Source organism: Sulfitobacter sediminivivens (assembly GCF_042611115.2).
Taxonomy (GTDB): Bacteria; Pseudomonadota; Alphaproteobacteria; order Rhodobacterales; family Rhodobacteraceae; genus Sulfitobacter; species Sulfitobacter sediminivivens.
This window is the reverse complement of the sequence record NZ_JBHGAR020000012.1, coordinates 28,116-44,918: the sequence shown is the minus strand read 5'-3', so window position 1 is coordinate 44,918 and position 16,803 is coordinate 28,116. Positions and strand designations below refer to the sequence as shown.

At 56.7% G+C, this 16,803-nt stretch carries 16 protein-coding genes; 13 read left to right on the top strand and 3 right to left on the bottom strand.

From position 1 onward, the window contains the following. Nucleotides 1–175 precede the first annotated feature (175 nt). Entirely contained in the window at nt 176–1,579 is a 1,404-nt protein-coding gene (locus tag ACEWL3_RS13110) for a diguanylate cyclase (RefSeq protein ID WP_386182053.1), read from the bottom strand. 98 nt (nt 1,580–1,677) lie between these two features. Between ACEWL3_RS13110 and ACEWL3_RS13105 the strand changes: the two genes are divergently transcribed. The 3 genes from ACEWL3_RS13105 (at nt 1,678) to ACEWL3_RS13095 (ending at nt 4,349) form a co-directional block, all read left to right on the top strand. After that, a complete protein-coding gene (locus tag ACEWL3_RS13105; RefSeq protein WP_386182055.1) occupies nt 1,678–1,962 on the top strand; it encodes a DUF3572 domain-containing protein in 285 nt (94 codons plus the stop codon). Further along, the gene (locus tag ACEWL3_RS13100; RefSeq protein ID WP_386182057.1) at nt 1,959–2,672 is read left to right on the top strand and encodes an HAD family hydrolase; all 714 of its coding nucleotides are present in this window, start codon (nt 1,959–1,961) and stop codon (nt 2,670–2,672) included. Before ACEWL3_RS13105 ends, ACEWL3_RS13100 begins: the two co-directional genes overlap by 4 nt. 117 nt (nt 2,673–2,789) lie before the next feature. After that, nucleotides 2,790–4,349: a trimethylamine methyltransferase family protein gene (locus ACEWL3_RS13095; RefSeq protein WP_386182059.1), complete on the top strand. Its 1,560-nt coding sequence runs from the start codon at nt 2,790–2,792 to the stop codon at nt 4,347–4,349. Between the two features lie 181 nt (nt 4,350–4,530). Here ACEWL3_RS13095 and ACEWL3_RS13090 read toward each other — a convergent pair whose 3' ends face one another. Further along, on the bottom strand, nt 4,531–4,806 hold the full coding sequence (locus ACEWL3_RS13090; RefSeq protein WP_386182061.1) for a DUF4242 domain-containing protein: 276 nt from the start codon (nt 4,804–4,806) through the stop codon (nt 4,531–4,533). Nucleotides 4,807–4,955: 149 nt separating this feature from the next. On the opposite strand from ACEWL3_RS13090, the gene ACEWL3_RS13085 reads away from it, so the two are divergent. The 9 genes from ACEWL3_RS13085 (at nt 4,956) to ACEWL3_RS13045 (ending at nt 14,271) form a co-directional block, all read left to right on the top strand. Then, nucleotides 4,956–5,873 (top strand): LysR family transcriptional regulator, encoded by a 918-nt coding sequence (locus tag ACEWL3_RS13085; RefSeq protein WP_386182063.1) that lies wholly within the window; start codon nt 4,956–4,958, stop codon nt 5,871–5,873. Between the two features lie 188 nt (nt 5,874–6,061). Beyond that, a complete protein-coding gene (locus tag ACEWL3_RS13080; protein WP_386182065.1) occupies nt 6,062–6,649 on the top strand; it encodes a heme NO-binding domain-containing protein in 588 nt (195 codons plus the stop codon). Next, nucleotides 6,646–7,686 (top strand): diguanylate cyclase domain-containing protein, encoded by a 1,041-nt coding sequence (locus tag ACEWL3_RS13075; RefSeq protein ID WP_386182067.1) that lies wholly within the window; start codon nt 6,646–6,648, stop codon nt 7,684–7,686. The genes ACEWL3_RS13080 and ACEWL3_RS13075 overlap by 4 nt, the downstream gene beginning before the upstream one ends. A gap of 79 nt (nt 7,687–7,765) precedes the next feature. Next, entirely contained in the window at nt 7,766–8,482 is a 717-nt protein-coding gene (locus ACEWL3_RS13070; RefSeq protein ID WP_386182069.1) for a GntR family transcriptional regulator, read from the top strand. Further along, entirely contained in the window at nt 8,479–9,396 is a 918-nt protein-coding gene (locus tag ACEWL3_RS13065; RefSeq protein WP_386182071.1) for a dihydrodipicolinate synthase family protein, read from the top strand. Before ACEWL3_RS13070 ends, ACEWL3_RS13065 begins: the two co-directional genes overlap by 4 nt. Before the next feature lie 4 nt (nt 9,397–9,400). Continuing rightward, a complete protein-coding gene (locus ACEWL3_RS13060) occupies nt 9,401–10,900 on the top strand; it encodes an aldehyde dehydrogenase (RefSeq protein ID WP_386182073.1) in 1,500 nt (499 codons plus the stop codon). Then, the gene (locus tag ACEWL3_RS13055) at nt 10,897–12,237 is read left to right on the top strand and encodes an NAD(P)/FAD-dependent oxidoreductase (protein WP_386182075.1); all 1,341 of its coding nucleotides are present in this window, start codon (nt 10,897–10,899) and stop codon (nt 12,235–12,237) included. Before ACEWL3_RS13060 ends, ACEWL3_RS13055 begins: the two co-directional genes overlap by 4 nt. Before the next feature lie 49 nt (nt 12,238–12,286). Beyond that, a complete protein-coding gene (locus tag ACEWL3_RS13050) occupies nt 12,287–13,330 on the top strand; it encodes a glycosyltransferase family 2 protein (RefSeq protein ID WP_386182077.1) in 1,044 nt (347 codons plus the stop codon). Further along, nucleotides 13,330–14,271, top strand: coding sequence for a glycosyltransferase family 2 protein (locus tag ACEWL3_RS13045; RefSeq protein ID WP_386182078.1), 942 nt, complete (start codon nt 13,330–13,332; stop codon nt 14,269–14,271). The genes ACEWL3_RS13050 and ACEWL3_RS13045 overlap by 1 nt, the downstream gene beginning before the upstream one ends. A 20-nt stretch (nt 14,272–14,291) precedes the next feature. Here the strand turns inward: ACEWL3_RS13045 and ACEWL3_RS13040 are convergent, their stop codons facing one another. After that, nucleotides 14,292–15,038: a WecB/TagA/CpsF family glycosyltransferase gene (locus ACEWL3_RS13040; RefSeq protein ID WP_386182080.1), complete on the bottom strand. Its 747-nt coding sequence runs from the start codon at nt 15,036–15,038 to the stop codon at nt 14,292–14,294. Nucleotides 15,039–15,238: 200 nt separating this feature from the next. Here ACEWL3_RS13040 and ACEWL3_RS13035 point away from each other — a divergent pair, with 200 nt between their 5' ends. Next, on the top strand, nt 15,239–16,699 hold the full coding sequence (locus ACEWL3_RS13035) for a hypothetical protein (RefSeq protein ID WP_386182082.1): 1,461 nt from the start codon (nt 15,239–15,241) through the stop codon (nt 16,697–16,699). The last annotated feature ends 104 nt before the right edge of the window (nt 16,700–16,803 follow it).

Genomic DNA, 16,803 nt, shown 5'->3' with positions numbered 1-16,803 from the left:
TGCGAGCGTTAATGGTTTGCAACCTTTGGTTGCGGCGGTTAATCCGACGTTAATTGTTTGCCCGCGATGGCTGGTTATTCAGTCGATCCTCGCGAAAATTTGGGCAACATAACTTGCCAAAATACGATCCAGCTGTCTTGGCCGAACTTGCGAAGCCAGGTCTGGAACTGATGATCTATGCAGCAGGGCGGCTCAATGTCACCTGATTTCGGCCGCGCATTTTGGCTGAATAAAGTGCCTTATCTGCATGATCAAGAAGGGTTTCTCCATTGTCCAAAAGAGGTTGGTCGTCGCCGGTCAATACACCCCCAATGGCCATGCCGATGCTGATTGTCACGGCGATGGGTTCATTGCTGCCGGGGATATCAAATGGGCATTGGCTGATATTGTTACAAATACGAATGGCAGCCAATCGCGCATCCGCAAGTGTGGTGCCGGGCATCACGATCATGAATTCCTCGCCTCCGATACGGGCGACCATATCAACTGCGCGCATCGAGCCGCGCAACCTGTGCGCGACTTCGGCCAGAACGGAATCACCTGAGGCATGGCCATAAAGATCATTGATGCGTTTGAAGTGATCCAGATCGGCCACCATCACCGCAAAGGGGCGTCCGGTGCTACGGGCATGTTCGGCAATCCGGGTCAGATGCGGCATCGCATAGCGGCGGTTGTGCAAGCCGGTTAGGGGGTCGACCACGGCCGCTTTCAGCCCAGTGCGCACGGTGGCGCGCATCTGTTCGCCCATCCGCTTGCGCCGCGACAGCGCCTTGAGCCGCAGCGCCAGTTCCGCAGGTTCAAACCCATCTGTCATCAGATCATCAGCACCCAGATCCAAAGCATTGGTGGCCAGCGCGGGATTTGGCGTGGTCTGCATGACCAGCACGCCTGCATGCCGGGTGCTGGCATTTGCACGCAGTGTCGAGATGAGGTTCAGCGCCGTCGTCCCCTCCTGGTGGTCCTGCGGCAAGACCAGTACAAAGATATCCGGTATCGCCTCTTTCTCGATTGTTTGCATGGCGTCTTTGGCAGTGGCGCAGATCAGTCTGGACCCCATCAAGGGTCGCAATTGCGCGACCCAGCCCAGGGTACTGGCCTGATCCGAACTGACAAAAACACAATGGCCCATAGGCTCAAATTCAGTTGACGGTTCTGCCAAACCCAATGCCCGGCTCGTATCCTCGCGCATTTGCCATTCCGCAGCGGCATTATGCGCCCGGATCAAGCTGCGTACGCGGCCCAGCAACAACGTGTCATCGACGGGCTTGAGAATCACGTCATGCACACCTGCCTCAAGTGTGGTCATACGAGTATCGGTGTTCGCGCGGCAGCCGATGGCCATAATGGGGATATGTTCGGTCAGCGATGATTTTCGCAAGACACCGCAGAGTTCGGCCGCACCTCCATCGGGCAGGGACAGTGCGCTGATGATCAATTCAGGGCCATGTTGTCGTGCCAGGTCGACAGCCTCAGCAACCGAGGATGCCTGCACAACCTGATAAAATGCCGAGGCCAGTTTGACCTTCAGAACGATCCGGTTGGTTGCTATCGCATCGACGATGAGGATCTTGCCCTGCACGACGTCACCCTTACGCTGTAAAATTACATTTCATGCTTCTGTAATTGCGCCTATTGGTTAACAAAGCGTTTCCACCCCTCGCAAAACGGAATGAGAACATGACATATACGCGGGATTCCGCCGAGACTCTGGCGCTGCAGGCGCTGGGTTGGCTGGCGTCAAACGATGACCTGTTGCCAACATTTCTGGCCAGCACGGGGGCGTCCGAAAATGATCTGCGTTCGCGGGCGGCAGATCCGGTTTTTCTGGGGGCGGTGCTTGATTTTCTGATGATGGACGACGCTTGGGTGATCGCATTTTGCGATGGTGTTTTGCTGCCCTATGATCGGATCATGCAGGCGCGCGCGGCGTTACCGGGCGGCGATGAGGTGAATTGGACATGATCAAAGACAGGCTTGAAATCAAAGGCTTGATCTTTGACAAGGACGGGACCCTGTTCGATTTCGCAGCCACGTGGGAGGCGTGGGCGGTGGCGTTTCTGCTGCGTGCGGCACAGGGCGACACTGATCGCGCAATTCATGTGGGATCCCATATCGGGTTTGATTTTCAGGCGCAGAAGTTTGACCGCAACAGCGTGGTGATCGCCGGCACACCCGGCGAGGTTGCCGCCGCGCTCAAGCCGCATTTTTCAAACTTTTCTGATGTCGGTTTGCTGGAAATGCTAAACGACGAGGCTGAAAAAGCGCCGCAACGCGAGGCCGTTCCGCTCATGAAATTGTTAACGGATCTGAGGGGGCGTGGGTTAAAGCTGGGGGTCGCCACGAACGACGCGGAAGGCCCCGCGCGCGCCCATCTTAATCAAGCGGACGTCACACCGATGTTTGACTTTATCGCGGGATTTGACAGTGGGCATGGTGCGAAACCCGCACCGGGGCAGTTGCTGGCATTTGCCGCACAGACCGGACTGCGCCCCGACACGATTGCCATGATCGGCGACAGCACCCATGATCTGCGCGCGGGCAGGGCGGCGGGTATGACTTGCGTCGCTGTCCTGACCGGACTTGCGACCAAAGCAGAGCTTGCCCCCCATGCGGATGCGGTATTGCCTGATATCGGCCATCTTCCCGCGTGGCTGGACGGCGCGGGCCACTAGACCAACTTCGCATATTATCGTCCCTCCTGATAGGAAAGCGACACGTGCCGTCGCATACAGAAATGTCAGTCGCGCGGGTGTAAGGCCTTCTGGTGGCAGGTTTCAGGAGGACACCAGATGGCAAATGCACCCAAACGCAGAACACGTCACGGCGGGCGCGCAGGAGCCCAGGATCGACGTGGCAGTGCGGTCATCGAACAGATGCCATGGAGCCCGCCGATCAACATCGATCGACCGACAGAACCGCTGGGCCCCGAAGGGGTTGAGGCGATCCATGATGGCGCAATGCGGATATTGGAAGAGATCGGGATTGAATTCCTAAACCCTGAGGCGCTTGAAATCCTGAAAAAAGAAGGCTGCACCGTGAACGGTGAAAACGTGCGGATGGGCCGGGATTTTGTGATGGAATGGATCGCCAAAGCCCCGTCAGAATTCACCCTGACCCCGCGGAACAAGGAGCGCAAGATCACCATTGGCGGCAAGAACCTTGTATTTGGCAACGTGTCCTCGCCGCCGAATTACTTCGACATGGCAATTGGCAAAAAGGTCCCCGGCACCCGTGAGATGTGCAAGGATCTGCTGCGCCTGACCCAGTATTTCAACTGCATCCACTTTGCGGGTGGCTATCCGGTGGAACCGGTGGATGTGCATGCGTCCGTGCGCCATCTTGATGTGCTTTTTGACAAGCTGACCCTTACCGACAAGGTCATGCATGCCTATTCGCTTGGCAAAGAGCGCGTCGAAGACGTGATGGAAATGGTGCGTATCGCCAATGGCTTAACACATGAAGAATTCGACAACACGCCGTCGATGTATACCAATATAAATTCGACCTCACCGCTGAAACACGACTATCCGATGATGGATGGCTGGATACGGATGGCGCGGCGCGGGCAGGGGTTGGTTGTGACACCTTTTACTCTGGCGGGCGCGATGGCACCGGTCACGATGTCCGGTGCCGTGGCGCAATCGCTGGCCGAGGCGCTCTGCGCGGTGGTCCTGGCCCAGATCGTGCGGCCCGGCTGCCCCTGTGCGATTGGCACGTTTACATCAAATGTCGATATGAAATCCGGCGCGCCCGCATTTGGGACCCCGGAATACATGCGCGCCACCCAGATGACCGGGCAATTGGCGCGGTTTTATGACCTTCCGATGCGGTCATCTGGTGTTTGTGCGGCCAATGTGCCGGACGGGCAGGCGATGTGGGAAACCTCAAACTCGCTTTGGGCCGCAGTGCAGTCTGGCACCAACATGGTTTATCACGCGGCGGGATGGCTTGAAGGCGGGCTGATTGCGAGCCCGGAAAAATTCATCATGGACTGCGAGGTTTTGCAACAGATCCAACGCTATATGCAGCCCGAGATCTGCGCAACGGGTCCGGATGAGATTGCACTGGACGCGATAAAATCCGTTGGCAATGCCGGGCATTTCTTTGGCATCCAGCACACCCAGGACCGCTATACTACCGCATTCTATCAGCCGTTTCTCAGCGACTGGCGCAACTTTGAAGGCTGGGAGGTCGCAGGCGGCATCTGGACAGCCGAGCGCGCGCATCACATGTTCAAAGAGATCGTGGCAAGTTTTGAGGCCCCCCCAATGGACATCGCGATCCGCGACGAATTGGCGGATTTTGTCGCGCGCCGGAAGTCTGAGGGCGGCGCGCCGACGGATTTCTGAGAGAGGTCTGGGAAGGAGGGGTTTGGTCGTAAATGCGGACAAAGCGGCCATCTGACGGCGCTAGCGACATTGTCACCTAACCATAAGATCGCATTTGAGCCAAAAGCAGTTGATCTGGCAATCGGTCGGCTTGCCGACGAGCAACTGGAATGGTCGCCGGCATCAACAGTATCTCGAACCCCTAGTTGTTTGCAGTCAGGGGATCGATGATCTGAGAAATTTCGGTGATCTTCGAAACAGGAATTCCGCTTAATTCGGCATGCTTGTTGATCTCAGCTTCGCTCTCAGCAAGGTAGACACAGAACGTCTTTCCTGCTGCGACGTAGGAATGTTGCCATTGAATGCCGGGACCGATCGTAGCCAGAGCTGCATTTGATGCCCGAGCCGCACCGCAGAGTTCGGTCAGGGAAAAATCGCCGATGCCGGGAATGTCGCGTTCGATAATGAACCTTTTCATTATTGGTCTCCTTGGTTGTCGTTTATGAAGTCATGGGGAAAGCCTGCATGACAGCCAGCCAAACTCAAAACTCAATTTTCTTTAGCATCATGAAGGTTTTCTTTAGTGTAAGGCATTTACATGTTTCTTGGTAAAGGTAATCTTTAGCAATGGTTGTCCTGACCCATCTGAAGTCTCTTCAAGCCGTTGAATTGGCCATTCGCATGGGCTCTTTGAAAGAGGCGGCGGAGGTTCTGGGCATTACGCCTGCAGCTGTAGGTCAACGCGTTCGCGCCCTGGAGGACTTTCTAGGTGCAGATCTCTTGCTGAGAGGGCGATCTGGACTGCGGCCAACGCGCCAGCTTGATCATGCTCTGGCCGATTTGCAGCTGGCCTTTGCCGCGCTTGAGCGGGTGACACAGACACTCGACTTCCAGCGGGTTAGCGAAATACAGATTGTCGCAGACCCAGATTGGGCCGAACTTTGGTTGGCACCGCGTATTCACGCATTTCGCGACGCGCACCCCAATATTCTGTTTTGTATCAACGGAGCGGGTGACGTTCCTCTGCGGTTGGGCGCGCCTGACCTGCGTATCGATTATGGCGGCGGGCCCGGTGAGCCGCTGTTTACCGATGTTTTCCTGCCGGTTACCGGGCCTGACAACCCGCGCCGTATTGCAGACTGGGATCCCGTCCTTCAGATGGAAGGCATGCCACTGCTGCACCTTAAGGTTCAGCGCGAAAGTACTGATCATCCCGGATGGGTAGAGTGGTTTCAGAAATTCGGTCATCGCGAAAAGGGTCCAGATCGCGGCGTTCATTATCCCAATGCCCGGGTTGCGTTGCAGGCAGTTCGGCAGAATGTGGGATTTTTGGTTTGTGGTTTGTCATTGGTATTGAGCGGATTGGAAGACGGGAGCATCGTCAATCCGTTCCCTGCGTCTCAGCACCTTGGAGCACCATATCCCTACAGGTTGAAAATTCGCCCCGGCGTTGAAAAAAGGCCCCAAGTTGAGAGATTTGCGGCATGGCTCCGCACCGAAGCAAACCAAACACGTTGTGAAATCCAACGTCTGGGACGCCAGTAGTTCTTTCCAGACACATGGACCACAGCAGACATTGATGCGGTCTGCAGCAGTCGGCATTTTGGGCGCTCAGCGGACTTGAACCAATTGGAATGCGCCGCCCCCAAAAATATCTAAAATCCCATATGTCAGCTTTATCTTAACCCCTACCGCCCCATTCTGGCTTTGGGAAAATTGGGAATGAGGCAGCCATGCACGGGCTTATCAACCGCAGCATACAGAGTTTTGTTTGCGACAGTTACGGGACAGACATCTGGATTGATCTGATCCAACGGGCCGATCTCGACTTTGTCGAATTCGAGGCGATGTTGACTTATGATGATGCGTTGACACCGCTGGTTCTGGATACTGTGTCTGAGGTGCTGGGCCGTCCGCGTGGTGAAGTGATGGAAGACATCGGCACCTATCTCGTCTCGCATCCCAGCTTTGAAGCTGTGCGCCGGCTGTTGCGATTTGGTGGCGTCAATTTTGAAGATTTTCTTCATTCGCTGGATGATCTGCCCGACCGGGCGCGTCTGGCGGTCTCTGATCTGGATCTGCCGCGGGTTGAGTTGCGCGAACACGGAGAAGGGCAATTCAGCCTGATCTGTGACGCGCCTGTGGCGGGCTATGGCCATGTGATGATGGGTATTCTGCGTGTGATGGCTGATGATTACGGCGCACTGGCCTTGCTGGAACATACAGGCAGCGGGCAAGGCATCGAAACGGTTTCAATTGTATTAATTGAAGCGGAATTCTCCCGGGGGCGCCAATTTGATCTGGGGGCGCGGGTCGGATGAGTGCGTTGCTATGTACCGACGTGCTTGACGTATTGTGCCCGATGCATCTGACGCTGAATGCAACGGGGCATATCACTCACGCCGGGCCGACCATCCAAAAAATGCGGGCGGATGTGCCGATGGTAGGGCAGCGCTTCCTGGAGGTTTTTGTCGTCAAACGACCGCGTTCCATCGCAAATATGCATGATTTGCGTCAGGCAACCGATCTGAAGCTGCATCTTGAACTGCGCGATGCACCCCGAACAGAGCTTAAAGGTATCATGGTGCCGACCTCTGCTGCGGATGGCAGCATGATTGTGAATCTGTCCTTTGGCATCTCAATCCTTGATGGCGTGCGGGATTATTCACTGACCAACGCGGATTTTGCAGCTACCGACCTTGCCATCGAGATGCTTTATCTGGTTGAGGCAAAGACCGCCGCGATGGAAGCGTCGCGCCGGTTAAACCTGCGGCTGCAAGGGGCCAAGATTGCCGCCGAGGAACAAGCATTTACGGACACCCTGACGGGGCTGAAAAATCGCCGCGCAATGGACACGATTCTGTCGCGTCTGGTGGCGGGCAATTCATCTTTTGCCGTGATGCACATTGATCTGGATTATTTCAAAGCGGTCAATGACACGCTTGGCCATGCGGCGGGTGATCACGTTTTGCAGAACGTGGCCCGGATCATGGTTGAGGAAACCCGTGAAACGGATGTGGTGGCCCGGGTGGGCGGCGATGAGTTCACCGTCATTCTGCCTGATGTGCGCAGTGACGATATCTTGCGTCGTGTGGGGCGTCGAATTATCGACCGTCTCGAAGAGCCTATGCCATTTAATGGGCAAGAGTGCCGCGTGTCGGCCAGCATCGGCACCGTCTGGATACAATCTGGCGATCATCCGTCAATGGAGGCGCTATTGTCGAATGCGGATGTGGCCCTTTATGCGTCCAAACATGCAGGCCGTGCGCGTCAGACACTATATTCCCCGGAACTACGTGACTCTGCCAACGCTGGCATCCCGCCTATTGGGCGCAGTGAGAGGGTCAATGAACACTAAATAAATATTGTACACAAATTGTATTCAATGTTAAGCCTGCCCAGACTCATCCATTGAGTCGGTTTTCTGATGGCAGGGGATGACCGTGACACCCAAACATTCAAAATCTGACGTTCTGCATTATTTGCGGCACGCGATCCTGACCCAAAAATTGGCCCCCGGTGCCGATCTGGATGAGGCGACGCTGTCCGAGACATGGGGCCTGTCGCGCACGCCTTTGCGTGATGTGTTGCGTCAGCTTGCTGGCGAGGGATATCTGGATATCCGCACAAATCGTGGCGCACGGGTTTCTGAGATGAGCCATCGCACCTTGCGCGACTTTTTTCTGGCGGCCCCGATGATCTATGGTGCGGTGCTGAGACTGGCCGCTCAAAACGCGCAGGATTTGCAGATCGGCACGCTCAAAGATGCGCAGCGCGCGTTTAGGGCGGCCCTGCGCGGGGGCGACATTGCCGCACGTGCACTGGCAAACAATCATTTTCATGAAATCACCGGACAGATGGCGGGTAATATTTATCTGCTGCCAAGCTTCCAGCGCCTGCTGATCGACCATGCCCGCATTTCGATGACGTTCTTTCGCCCACAAGACAGTGAAATGGCGGAGAACCTGACCCTCGCCAGCCAGCAGCATGACGCGATCATCGCCGCGATTGAGGCAGGCGATGAAGACGCCGCAGCTGCCCTTGCAGTCGAACATTGGAACCTGTCGCGTGGCCGGATCGAACAATTTGTCATGCCCAGCGGGCTTGACCTGCAACTGGGTGCCGCCACGCCGCCTAAAGTGAGGACGCTATGACGCCGATATTCAAATTCGAGGGGATTTATACCCCGATTGTGACGCCGCTGAACCGTGATGGTACCTTCAACCATGATGCGTTGGCCGAACAGGTCGCGCACCTGATTGATGCGGGAGTGCATGGCATCATTTCGGGCGGCTCCACCGGGGAAAACTATGCCCAGACGGTTGAGGAAAGGCTGGCGCTGGCAAAGTTCACCAAGGAGCGCATAAAGGGCCGCTTGCCCCTGATTGTCGGGACCGGTGCGATGCGCACATCTGACTCGGTGGCTTTGGCGGCTGGTGCGCGCGACATCAAGGCGGATGCGATCTTGGTTGGCACGCCGCCATATTCGGTGCCCACAGAACGCGAAAATGCGCTTAATGCACTGGCCATTGACCGGGCTGCGAACCTGCCTGCCATGCTTTACAATTACCCAGGTCGCATGGGCGTGAACATGGGCCAGGAATTCCTCGATCGGGTGGGGCGCAGCCGCAATATTTGCGCAATCAAGGAAAGCAGCGGCGATATCAACCGGGTGCATCTGCTGGCCCGTGATTATCCACATATTCAAATGTCCTGCGGAATGGACGATCAGGCGCTTGAGTTCTTTGCATGGGGCGCGCGGTCCTGGGTTTGTGCCGGGTCCAACTTTTTGCCGCACGAACATGTGGCGCTCTACGAGGCCTGTGCGGTGCAGGGGGATTTTGCCAAAGGCCGCCGCATCATGTCCGCCATGATGCCGCTGATGCGGGTGCTCGAACAGGGTGGTAAATTCGTGGCCTGCGTCAAACACGGCACCACAATGGCTGGCATTGATACCGGCGGCATGATGCCTCCGCTCAAACCGCTGAACAAAGATGACAAACGCAGCCTGGAACAGGTTGTGCGCGTTTTGAAAACAACCATCGCACACATTCAGGCAGAGGGCTAAGAATATGGAATTGCTCACAAAAGAAGAATACACATCGCTTGCTGCTGAACTGAATTTCCCAACCGCGGCCTTTGTTGATGGCGCATATCGCCCTGCCGCTTCGGGCAAGACTTTTGCAACGGCGAATCCCGCGACAGGTGCCAAATTGGCCGATATTGCCGCCTGCGGGGCCGAGGATGTTGATTTTGCGGTCGCCAAAGCGCGTGAGGCTTTTGAGGATGGCCGGTGGTCGCGCCTGCATCCCTCCGAGCGCAAGGATGTGCTGATCCGGTTTGCCAAACTGCTGACCCGAAATGCGCGTGAACTTGCGATCATGGAAAGTGTCGACAGCGGCAAAACAATTTTCGATTGTGAAACAGTCGATATTCCTGAGACGATCCATTGCATTAAGTGGCACGCAGAAGCCATTGATAAGATTTATGATCAGGTGGCACCTGCGTCTGATGATCACATTGCATTGGTGGTGCGTGAACCGATTGGTGTGGTGGGGTTGGTTCTGCCGTGGAATTTCCCTCTGCTGATGATGGCATGGAAAATCGCGCCTGCGTTGGCGGCGGGGTGTTCAATGATTGTGAAACCAGCCGAGGAAACCTCGCTTACGGCCTTGCGGGTTGCTGAACTGGCGCATGAGGCGGGCGTGCCACGTGGCGTATTGAACGTGCTTCCGGGGGGCGGCGCGGACGTGGGCGAACCGCTCGGTCGGCATATGGATGTAGACATGGTCAGTTTCACAGGATCGACCGTCACGGGTAAACGGTTTCTGGGCTATGCGGGTGAAAGCAACGCCAAGGAGGTCGTGCTCGAAATGGGCGGCAAGAACCCTTGCGTGGTCATGGAGGACGCCGAAAACCTTGACCGGGTGGCGGCTCATATCGCCAATGGCGCGCTGTGGAATATGGGCGAAAATTGCAGTGCCATCAGTCGGCTGATTGTGCATAAATCCATCAAGGAAGTGCTGTTGAATAGAATCGAGGCGCATATGCGTGAATGGCCGGTGGGCGATCCGCTGGACCCTGAAACGCGGCTGGGCGCAATGGTCAGCAAAGCCCATTTTGATAAAGTTTCCAGCTATTTGAAAGATGCTCCTAAACCACGTGTGGGGGGTGGTACCAAATGCGGTGTGTTTGTTGAGGCGACCGTGGTGGAGGTGCCCGGTAATGATCACCGTTTGGCACGTGAGGAAATCTTTGGCCCGGTGTTGAGCGTGATTGAGGTCAGCAGTTTTGACGAAGCGATCAGCGTTGCCAATGATACGGACTACGGGCTCTGTGCGTCGATTTTCACCGCCAACGGCAAACGCGCGATGCGGGGCGCGCGGATGCTGCGCGCGGGTACGGTGACCCTCAACAGTTATGGCGAGGGCGATATTTCGACACCCTTTGGCGGCTTCAAGCAATCGGGCTTTGGCGGGCGGGACAATTCGCTGCATGCGCATGACCAATATACCCAGCTCAAAACCATCTGGGTCGACCTTTCCGATGATGCAGATGAGGTGGTGGATTGAGCCGCTACACTGCTGCCCGGACCCCGCGTTTTGACAGCCCCGCAGCCTGGGCCGAGATACTTGGCGGATACGACGCGCCGCGTCACTTATGCGATGTTCAAACCGCTGATGTGGTGATCATTGGTGCAGGGTTTGCAGGGTTGTCTGCGGCACGAAGGCTGCGCCAGATTGATCTGAACCTGCGGGTGTCCGTGCTCGATGCACTGCGCGTGGGCGAGGGGACTGCCGGCCGCAATTCGGGCTTTATGATTGATCTGCCACATGACTTGGCGTCAGACGATTATGCGGGCGGTGGCGATGACCGGGCGTTGATCGGCCTGAACCGCGAGGCCATTGCTTTCGCGCGCGCGGCAGTTGCGGAATATGGGATTAACCCAGCCTTTGCCGACCCTGTGGGCAAGGTGAACGGGGCCGCATCAGAGGCGGGCGATGCCCATAACCGCAGCTATGCGCGCCACCTATCCACCCTTGATGAACGCTCAGAACGGTTGGATGCGCAGGCGATGTTTGAGCTGACCGGAAGCCGCCACTACCGTTCTGGTCTTTACACGCCCGGAACTTTGATGCTGCAACCCGCCGGGTATATTCGAAGTCTGGCAGCGGGGCTGAGTGCGGCGGGGGTCAAGGTGTTTGAGACGTCGCCGGTGTTCGGTTTCGAGCGCAAAGGTGCCGATTGGCTTGTCAAATCCGACAAGGGTCAGATCACCACGCCGCGTGTTATCCTTGCAAATAATGGTCATTTGGAGAGTTTTGGCATCGCCAAGGGGCGGCTGATGCAGCTGTTTCTTTTTGCCTCGATGACCCCTGAACTTGCAGCCGATCAACTTGCGGTGCTGGGCGGTACGCCGCGTTGGGGGGTCACCCCGTCTGATCCCATGGGCACCACCATGCGCCGGATCGACGGTGCCCAAGGGGGCAACCGGATTATCACGAGGACGTGTGCCGTCTTGCGCCGCGGCATGTTGGCAGGGGCGGCGGATGTGGCCCGTGCAGCCCGTGTGCAACGAACAAAGTTTGACACGCGATTTCCGCAATTGGCCGGGCTTGAAATGCAATATAGATGGGCCGGGCACCTTTGCCTGACGCGCAACGGTGTGTCGGTGACGGGTCAGGTGGAAAGCGGCGTCTTTTCTGCCTGTGTGCAGAACGGCCTTGGCACCGCGCGCGGCACATTGACGGGGATCGCGGCGGCGGAGCTGGCAATGGGCCAACGCTCTGCCATCGTCGATCACTTTGCGGAAGAGGACGACCCAAAGCCTTTGCCCCCGCAACCCTTTGCCGGTTGGGGGGCAAATGCCTATTTGCGCTACAAAGAATGGCGCGCAGGGGCCGAATAGCGGGCGCTTTGAGTGGACCGCTGCAGCGCTCTGTCGTATCACCCATGCCATGAAAGGTCCCGTTCATATTGTCCGCCGTTTGTGGCACCGCATCAGCGAGGCCCGACGCCACGCGCGATTTGCCGCGTCCCTGCATCATCTGCATGGGCCAAAAGTGCTGGATGTGGCCGCTGGTGATGTTGTCCTGATCGCGCTGGTGCGCAACGGAAGCTATTATCTGAACGGGTTTTTCCGCCATTACCGGGCGATGGGGGTCAAGCATTTCGTGTTCATCGACAACGGGTCGACTGATGATACGATTGCACGGATCAAACGTGAAAAAGGCACGGTGATTGACCAATGCAAATTGCCGTTGGCAGGATACGAGGACCTGATCCGACAGTATCCGGCCAACACCTATGGCCAGAACCGATGGTGCCTTTATGCCGATATGGACGAGATCCTTGATTTTGAGGGCCGCACAACCGTTGGCATAAGTGGCCTGATTGGGTATCTGGAGGCGCGGGGGTTTACCGCGATGGTCGCCCAGATGCTGGAAATGTTTCCCAAAGGGCCGCTGAACGCCGTCGCAGATGTGCCGTTCAAACAAGCACTTCTTGAGTTTTTGTATTTTGACCTCAGCGCGGTCGAAAAACGGGACTATCACGACGCGGACATAGAGTTTTCAGCGCTCTTGCAGGACAACACGATCAGCAATGCAGAGATCAAGTTTTGCTTTGGCGGGGTGCGCGCCAAGGTCTTTGGCGAAAACTGCTGTCTGACCAAACATCCGCTCATCTTTAACGGACCGGGGGTGACGCCAGCGCCGCATCCGCATCTGTCGATGGGTGTGCAGTGCGCGGATGTGACAGCGGTGATCAAGCATTACAAATTTGCCAATGACCCGAAGGGCCGCGATGCCGCGTCACTGGCGGCGGGTGACGTTGCCCACGGTGAAGATGCAAATCGTGCAAAGGTGATGGCGCAAGCGACGGATATATCGTTGTTTTCTCTGGATGCACGGCGGTGGAACCGGGTTGAGTTGCTGTATCGCGCGGGGTTTCTCGTCAGCTCGGATGACTATACGGCGCATATCGCGACTGCGGATAAGTGATGATTGCCGCTGTTGTCATAGGGCGCAACGAAGGGGCGCGGCTGATCGCCTGTCTGGCGGCGCTCGAAGGGCAGGTTGGGCAGGTGATCTATGTCGATTCTGGGTCAACTGACGGGTCGACAAAGGCTGCTGCGGATTTTGGGGCCACTGTTATCGCACTCGAAATCGAGCAGGGGTTTACCGCCGCACGTGCCCGCAATGCAGGGTTGGCGGCCGTGGGTGATGATGTCGACTTCGTTCAGTTCCTCGATGGTGATTGTGTGCTGCGCGAAGGTTGGATAGGCAGTGCCATCGCATTTTTGCAGGCCCACAAGGATGTTGCGGTGGTCTGCGGGCGCAGGCGCGAGCGCCATCCAGAGACGTCGGTCTATAATGCCCTTATTGACCGTGAATGGGACACGCCTGTCGGACAAACGCTTGCCTGCGGTGGGGATGCGTTGATGCGGATAAAACCGTTGCGCGACGTTGGTGGCTACCGCGATGATCTGATCGCGGGGGAGGAACCGGAGCTTTGCCTGCGGCTGCGGCAGGTGGGGTGGAAAATCTGGCGATTGGATGCTGAAATGACGTGGCATGACGCCCGGATCACGCGCTTTGCACAATGGTGGCGGCGCAGTCGGCGCGCCGGTCACGCCTTTGCCGAAGGGGCCTTTCTGCATGGGTCACCTCCCGAATGCCACTGGGTCGCTGAGACCCGGCGGGCACTTCTGTGGGGTGCAATTCTGCCCACTGCCATCGTCGTGCTGGCGCTTGTGACGGACCCGGTCGCCTTGCTGCTTTTTGCGATTTACGCCCTTCAAATCGCCCGGCTGGCGCTGCGCGGCAATCTCGCCTGGGCGTTTTTCACGGTGCTGGGCAAGTTCCCCGAGGCCATGGGGGCGCTGCACTTTTACTGGCTACGTGCCCGCGGGGGTAAGACCCGGCTTATTGAATATAAATAACGCCGAAGCGACATCAGGAACTAGCGCTGGCCGAAGGCCTGCGCGACCAACCCTGGAAGGACCGCAAAACACTTGAGATAGCGCGGCACCATTCGGCGCGGTTCCTGTGCCGCGCGCCAAAGCCATTCCAGCGCCAGATTTCGCATGATTTGGGGCGCGCGCACCTGATGCCCGGACAGAAAGTCTAGCCCTGCACCGATGGATACAAAACCGATATTGGGCGCTTGGCCGCGCCCACGCGCTGCGAAAACCTCTTGTTTTGGCGCGCCGAGGGCAATGAAACAAATCGTTGCACCGCTTTGCGAAAGTGCCTCAAAAATTGCATCTGCCTCAGGCTGCGTCGGGTCAAACCCGAAGGCAGGGGCATGCTGGTAGACAATCTTCAGCCCCTGCGTGCTTTGCAACAGCGCATCTGCTGCCCCCTGCAGCACCGCGTCACTGCTGCCGACCAGAGCGATGGGCGCATCCGTCTCGGCGGCCAAGGCGCATAGCGGCAAGATCAGATCTGCACCGGGCATCAACGCAACAGGGCTGCGGGCAATCCGCGAGAGCCAGACGACTGGACGGCCATCCGCAATCACAATGTCGTGGGCGGCATAAGCCCGGGCAAATGCCGCATCATGGTGCAGTTTTGACAGGTGGTCGAGGTTCAGTGTGGCGAGTGCGAATCCAATTCTTTGTTGCAATCTTTTTCTGATCTCGCGAAACAATGCTGCCTGGGTGGCAAAATTGACCTCAATCTGGGATGCGCCGGCACCGAATTTCACAAGTACCCGCCAATGGCCACACCCGGCATTACATCTGAAAAGAATGCTATGCTGGGTCGTATATTTATAAATTTCAGATACATATGACAGTAAGTTAACCTAAAACATGAAGTACACTTTAAATCTACCGGGATGACAGCGCGCAGACTAGATGGTAATTTTCGCCAGATCAAAATAGACCCGTCAGACACAGGATTCACATGCCCAACGGTTTTGCATATCTGATGTTGATGATCTGGCCGCTTGTGTCGCTGGTCCTGTTCCGTACCCTGAAGTTGGAGCGTGCTTTGATCTGGTCGATCCTGGGGGGCTATCTGTTCTTACCCCCTTTGGCCGAATTCAACCTGCCGTTTGTTCCCGCTTTGGACAAAGTGTCGATCCCGAATCTGAGTGTGCTGGTGATCCTCGCTTTTGCGATGAATCAAAGGGTGGATCTGTTCCCGAAATCGCGGGCGGCGCAGTGGCTGGTTGCGGGGCTTATTCTGTCGGCGATCCCCACTGTGCTGTCCAACAGTGATCCCATCTTGTTTGAAGTGCTCAGCACCTCCGATCCGATTGTTTTTGTGACAAATCAATTGCCGGGGCAGTCACTTCGTGATGTGGGGTCGGTATTGATCGGTCAGATGCTGACCTTGGTGCCCTTCCTGCTGGCGAGACAATTTCTGGCGTCCGAAAAAGGACTGCGTGAAATACTGCTTGCGCTTATGGTCGGGGGGCTGATCTATTCGGTCCCGTCATTGATCGAGGTTCGGCTGAGTCCACAGTTGAATGTCTGGATTTATGGATTTTTTCAACACTCGTTTGAACAGGCCATTCGGGCGGGTGGTTACAGGCCCTTCGTTTTCCTGCCGCATGGGCTCTGGCTGGCGTTGTTCATGTGCACCGCATTGTTGTCTGCCGGGGCACTGGCGCGACATACGAAAGCTGTTGACCGTTGGAAAATGTTGCTGCTGGTGGGGTATCTCGCCGTCTTGCTGGTCATGTGCAAAAGTCTGGCTTCACTGATGTATGGCGCTGTTTTGCTGCCTGTTATCCTTTTTGTCCCGGCGCGCTGGCAGATCAGACTGGCGGTGGCCTTTGCTGTTGTTGCAATTGTTTACCCGATGCTGCGCAATTTCGACGTGCTGCCGCTTGATGCGATCCTCGCGCAAGCTGAGGCCATCAGCGCCGATCGCGCGCAATCGCTGGGTTATCGGTTTTTCCACGAGGATCAGTTACTGGACCGAGCCGCGGAAAAGCCGCTTTTTGGCTGGGGCGGGTGGGGCCGAAGTTTGGTCCACAATCCCGAAACTGGTGAGATATTGTCGGTCCCGGATGGTCGCTGGATCATCGTTTTTGGGACCTTCGGCTGGCTTGGATACATATGTGAATTTGGCCTGCTGGCATTGCCGCTGTTCCTAATGGGGCTCTACATCCACCGGCATGGTGACACAGCCTTGTCACCATTTGTAGCGCCTCTTACGGTGATCCTTGGGGTCACCATGATGGACATGTTGCTCAATGCGACGTTAACGCCGTTCACGTGGCTGACAGCGGGTGCGATACTGGGTCATGCGGAAAAACTGATGCCGCATGCCCGTGTCGGGCCGCGCCATCCAATTGGTCGTAATGTGGTTTTGGGCAAGCCTGCTGTGCGATCTGGCAAGCGCACGGTTTTATAGGCCTGATTGCAGAATCGCACATCGCCAGCAGTGATCCCACAATATGGCGGCATTGTTTCCAATGCAGCCAAAATACTCACGCTGGTCAGGTTTTGTCATGCTGG

What these genes read in the sequence shown, in the direction of transcription:
- ACEWL3_RS13095 (WP_386182059.1), top strand. Translation starts at nt 2,790, where the DNA reads ATGGCAAATGCACCCAAACGCAGAACACGTCACGGCGGGCGCGCAGGA.
- ACEWL3_RS13105 (WP_386182055.1), top strand. Translation starts at nt 1,678, where the DNA reads ATGACATATACGCGGGATTCCGCCGAGACTCTGGCGCTGCAGGCGCTG.
- ACEWL3_RS13065 (WP_386182071.1), top strand. Translation starts at nt 8,479, where the DNA reads ATGACGCCGATATTCAAATTCGAGGGGATTTATACCCCGATTGTGACG.
- ACEWL3_RS13080 (WP_386182065.1), top strand. Translation starts at nt 6,062, where the DNA reads ATGCACGGGCTTATCAACCGCAGCATACAGAGTTTTGTTTGCGACAGT.
- ACEWL3_RS13060 (WP_386182073.1), top strand. Translation starts at nt 9,401, where the DNA reads ATGGAATTGCTCACAAAAGAAGAATACACATCGCTTGCTGCTGAACTG.
- ACEWL3_RS13035 (WP_386182082.1), top strand. Translation starts at nt 15,239, where the DNA reads ATGCCCAACGGTTTTGCATATCTGATGTTGATGATCTGGCCGCTTGTG.
- ACEWL3_RS13045 (WP_386182078.1), top strand. Translation starts at nt 13,330, where the DNA reads ATGATTGCCGCTGTTGTCATAGGGCGCAACGAAGGGGCGCGGCTGATC.
- ACEWL3_RS13075 (WP_386182067.1), top strand. Translation starts at nt 6,646, where the DNA reads ATGAGTGCGTTGCTATGTACCGACGTGCTTGACGTATTGTGCCCGATG.
- ACEWL3_RS13090 (WP_386182061.1), bottom strand. Translation starts at nt 4,806, where the DNA reads ATGAAAAGGTTCATTATCGAACGCGACATTCCCGGCATCGGCGATTTT.
- ACEWL3_RS13050 (WP_386182077.1), top strand. Translation starts at nt 12,287, where the DNA reads ATGAAAGGTCCCGTTCATATTGTCCGCCGTTTGTGGCACCGCATCAGC.
- ACEWL3_RS13085 (WP_386182063.1), top strand. Translation starts at nt 4,956, where the DNA reads ATGGTTGTCCTGACCCATCTGAAGTCTCTTCAAGCCGTTGAATTGGCC.
- ACEWL3_RS13070 (WP_386182069.1), top strand. Translation starts at nt 7,766, where the DNA reads ATGACCGTGACACCCAAACATTCAAAATCTGACGTTCTGCATTATTTG.
- ACEWL3_RS13100 (WP_386182057.1), top strand. Translation starts at nt 1,959, where the DNA reads ATGATCAAAGACAGGCTTGAAATCAAAGGCTTGATCTTTGACAAGGAC.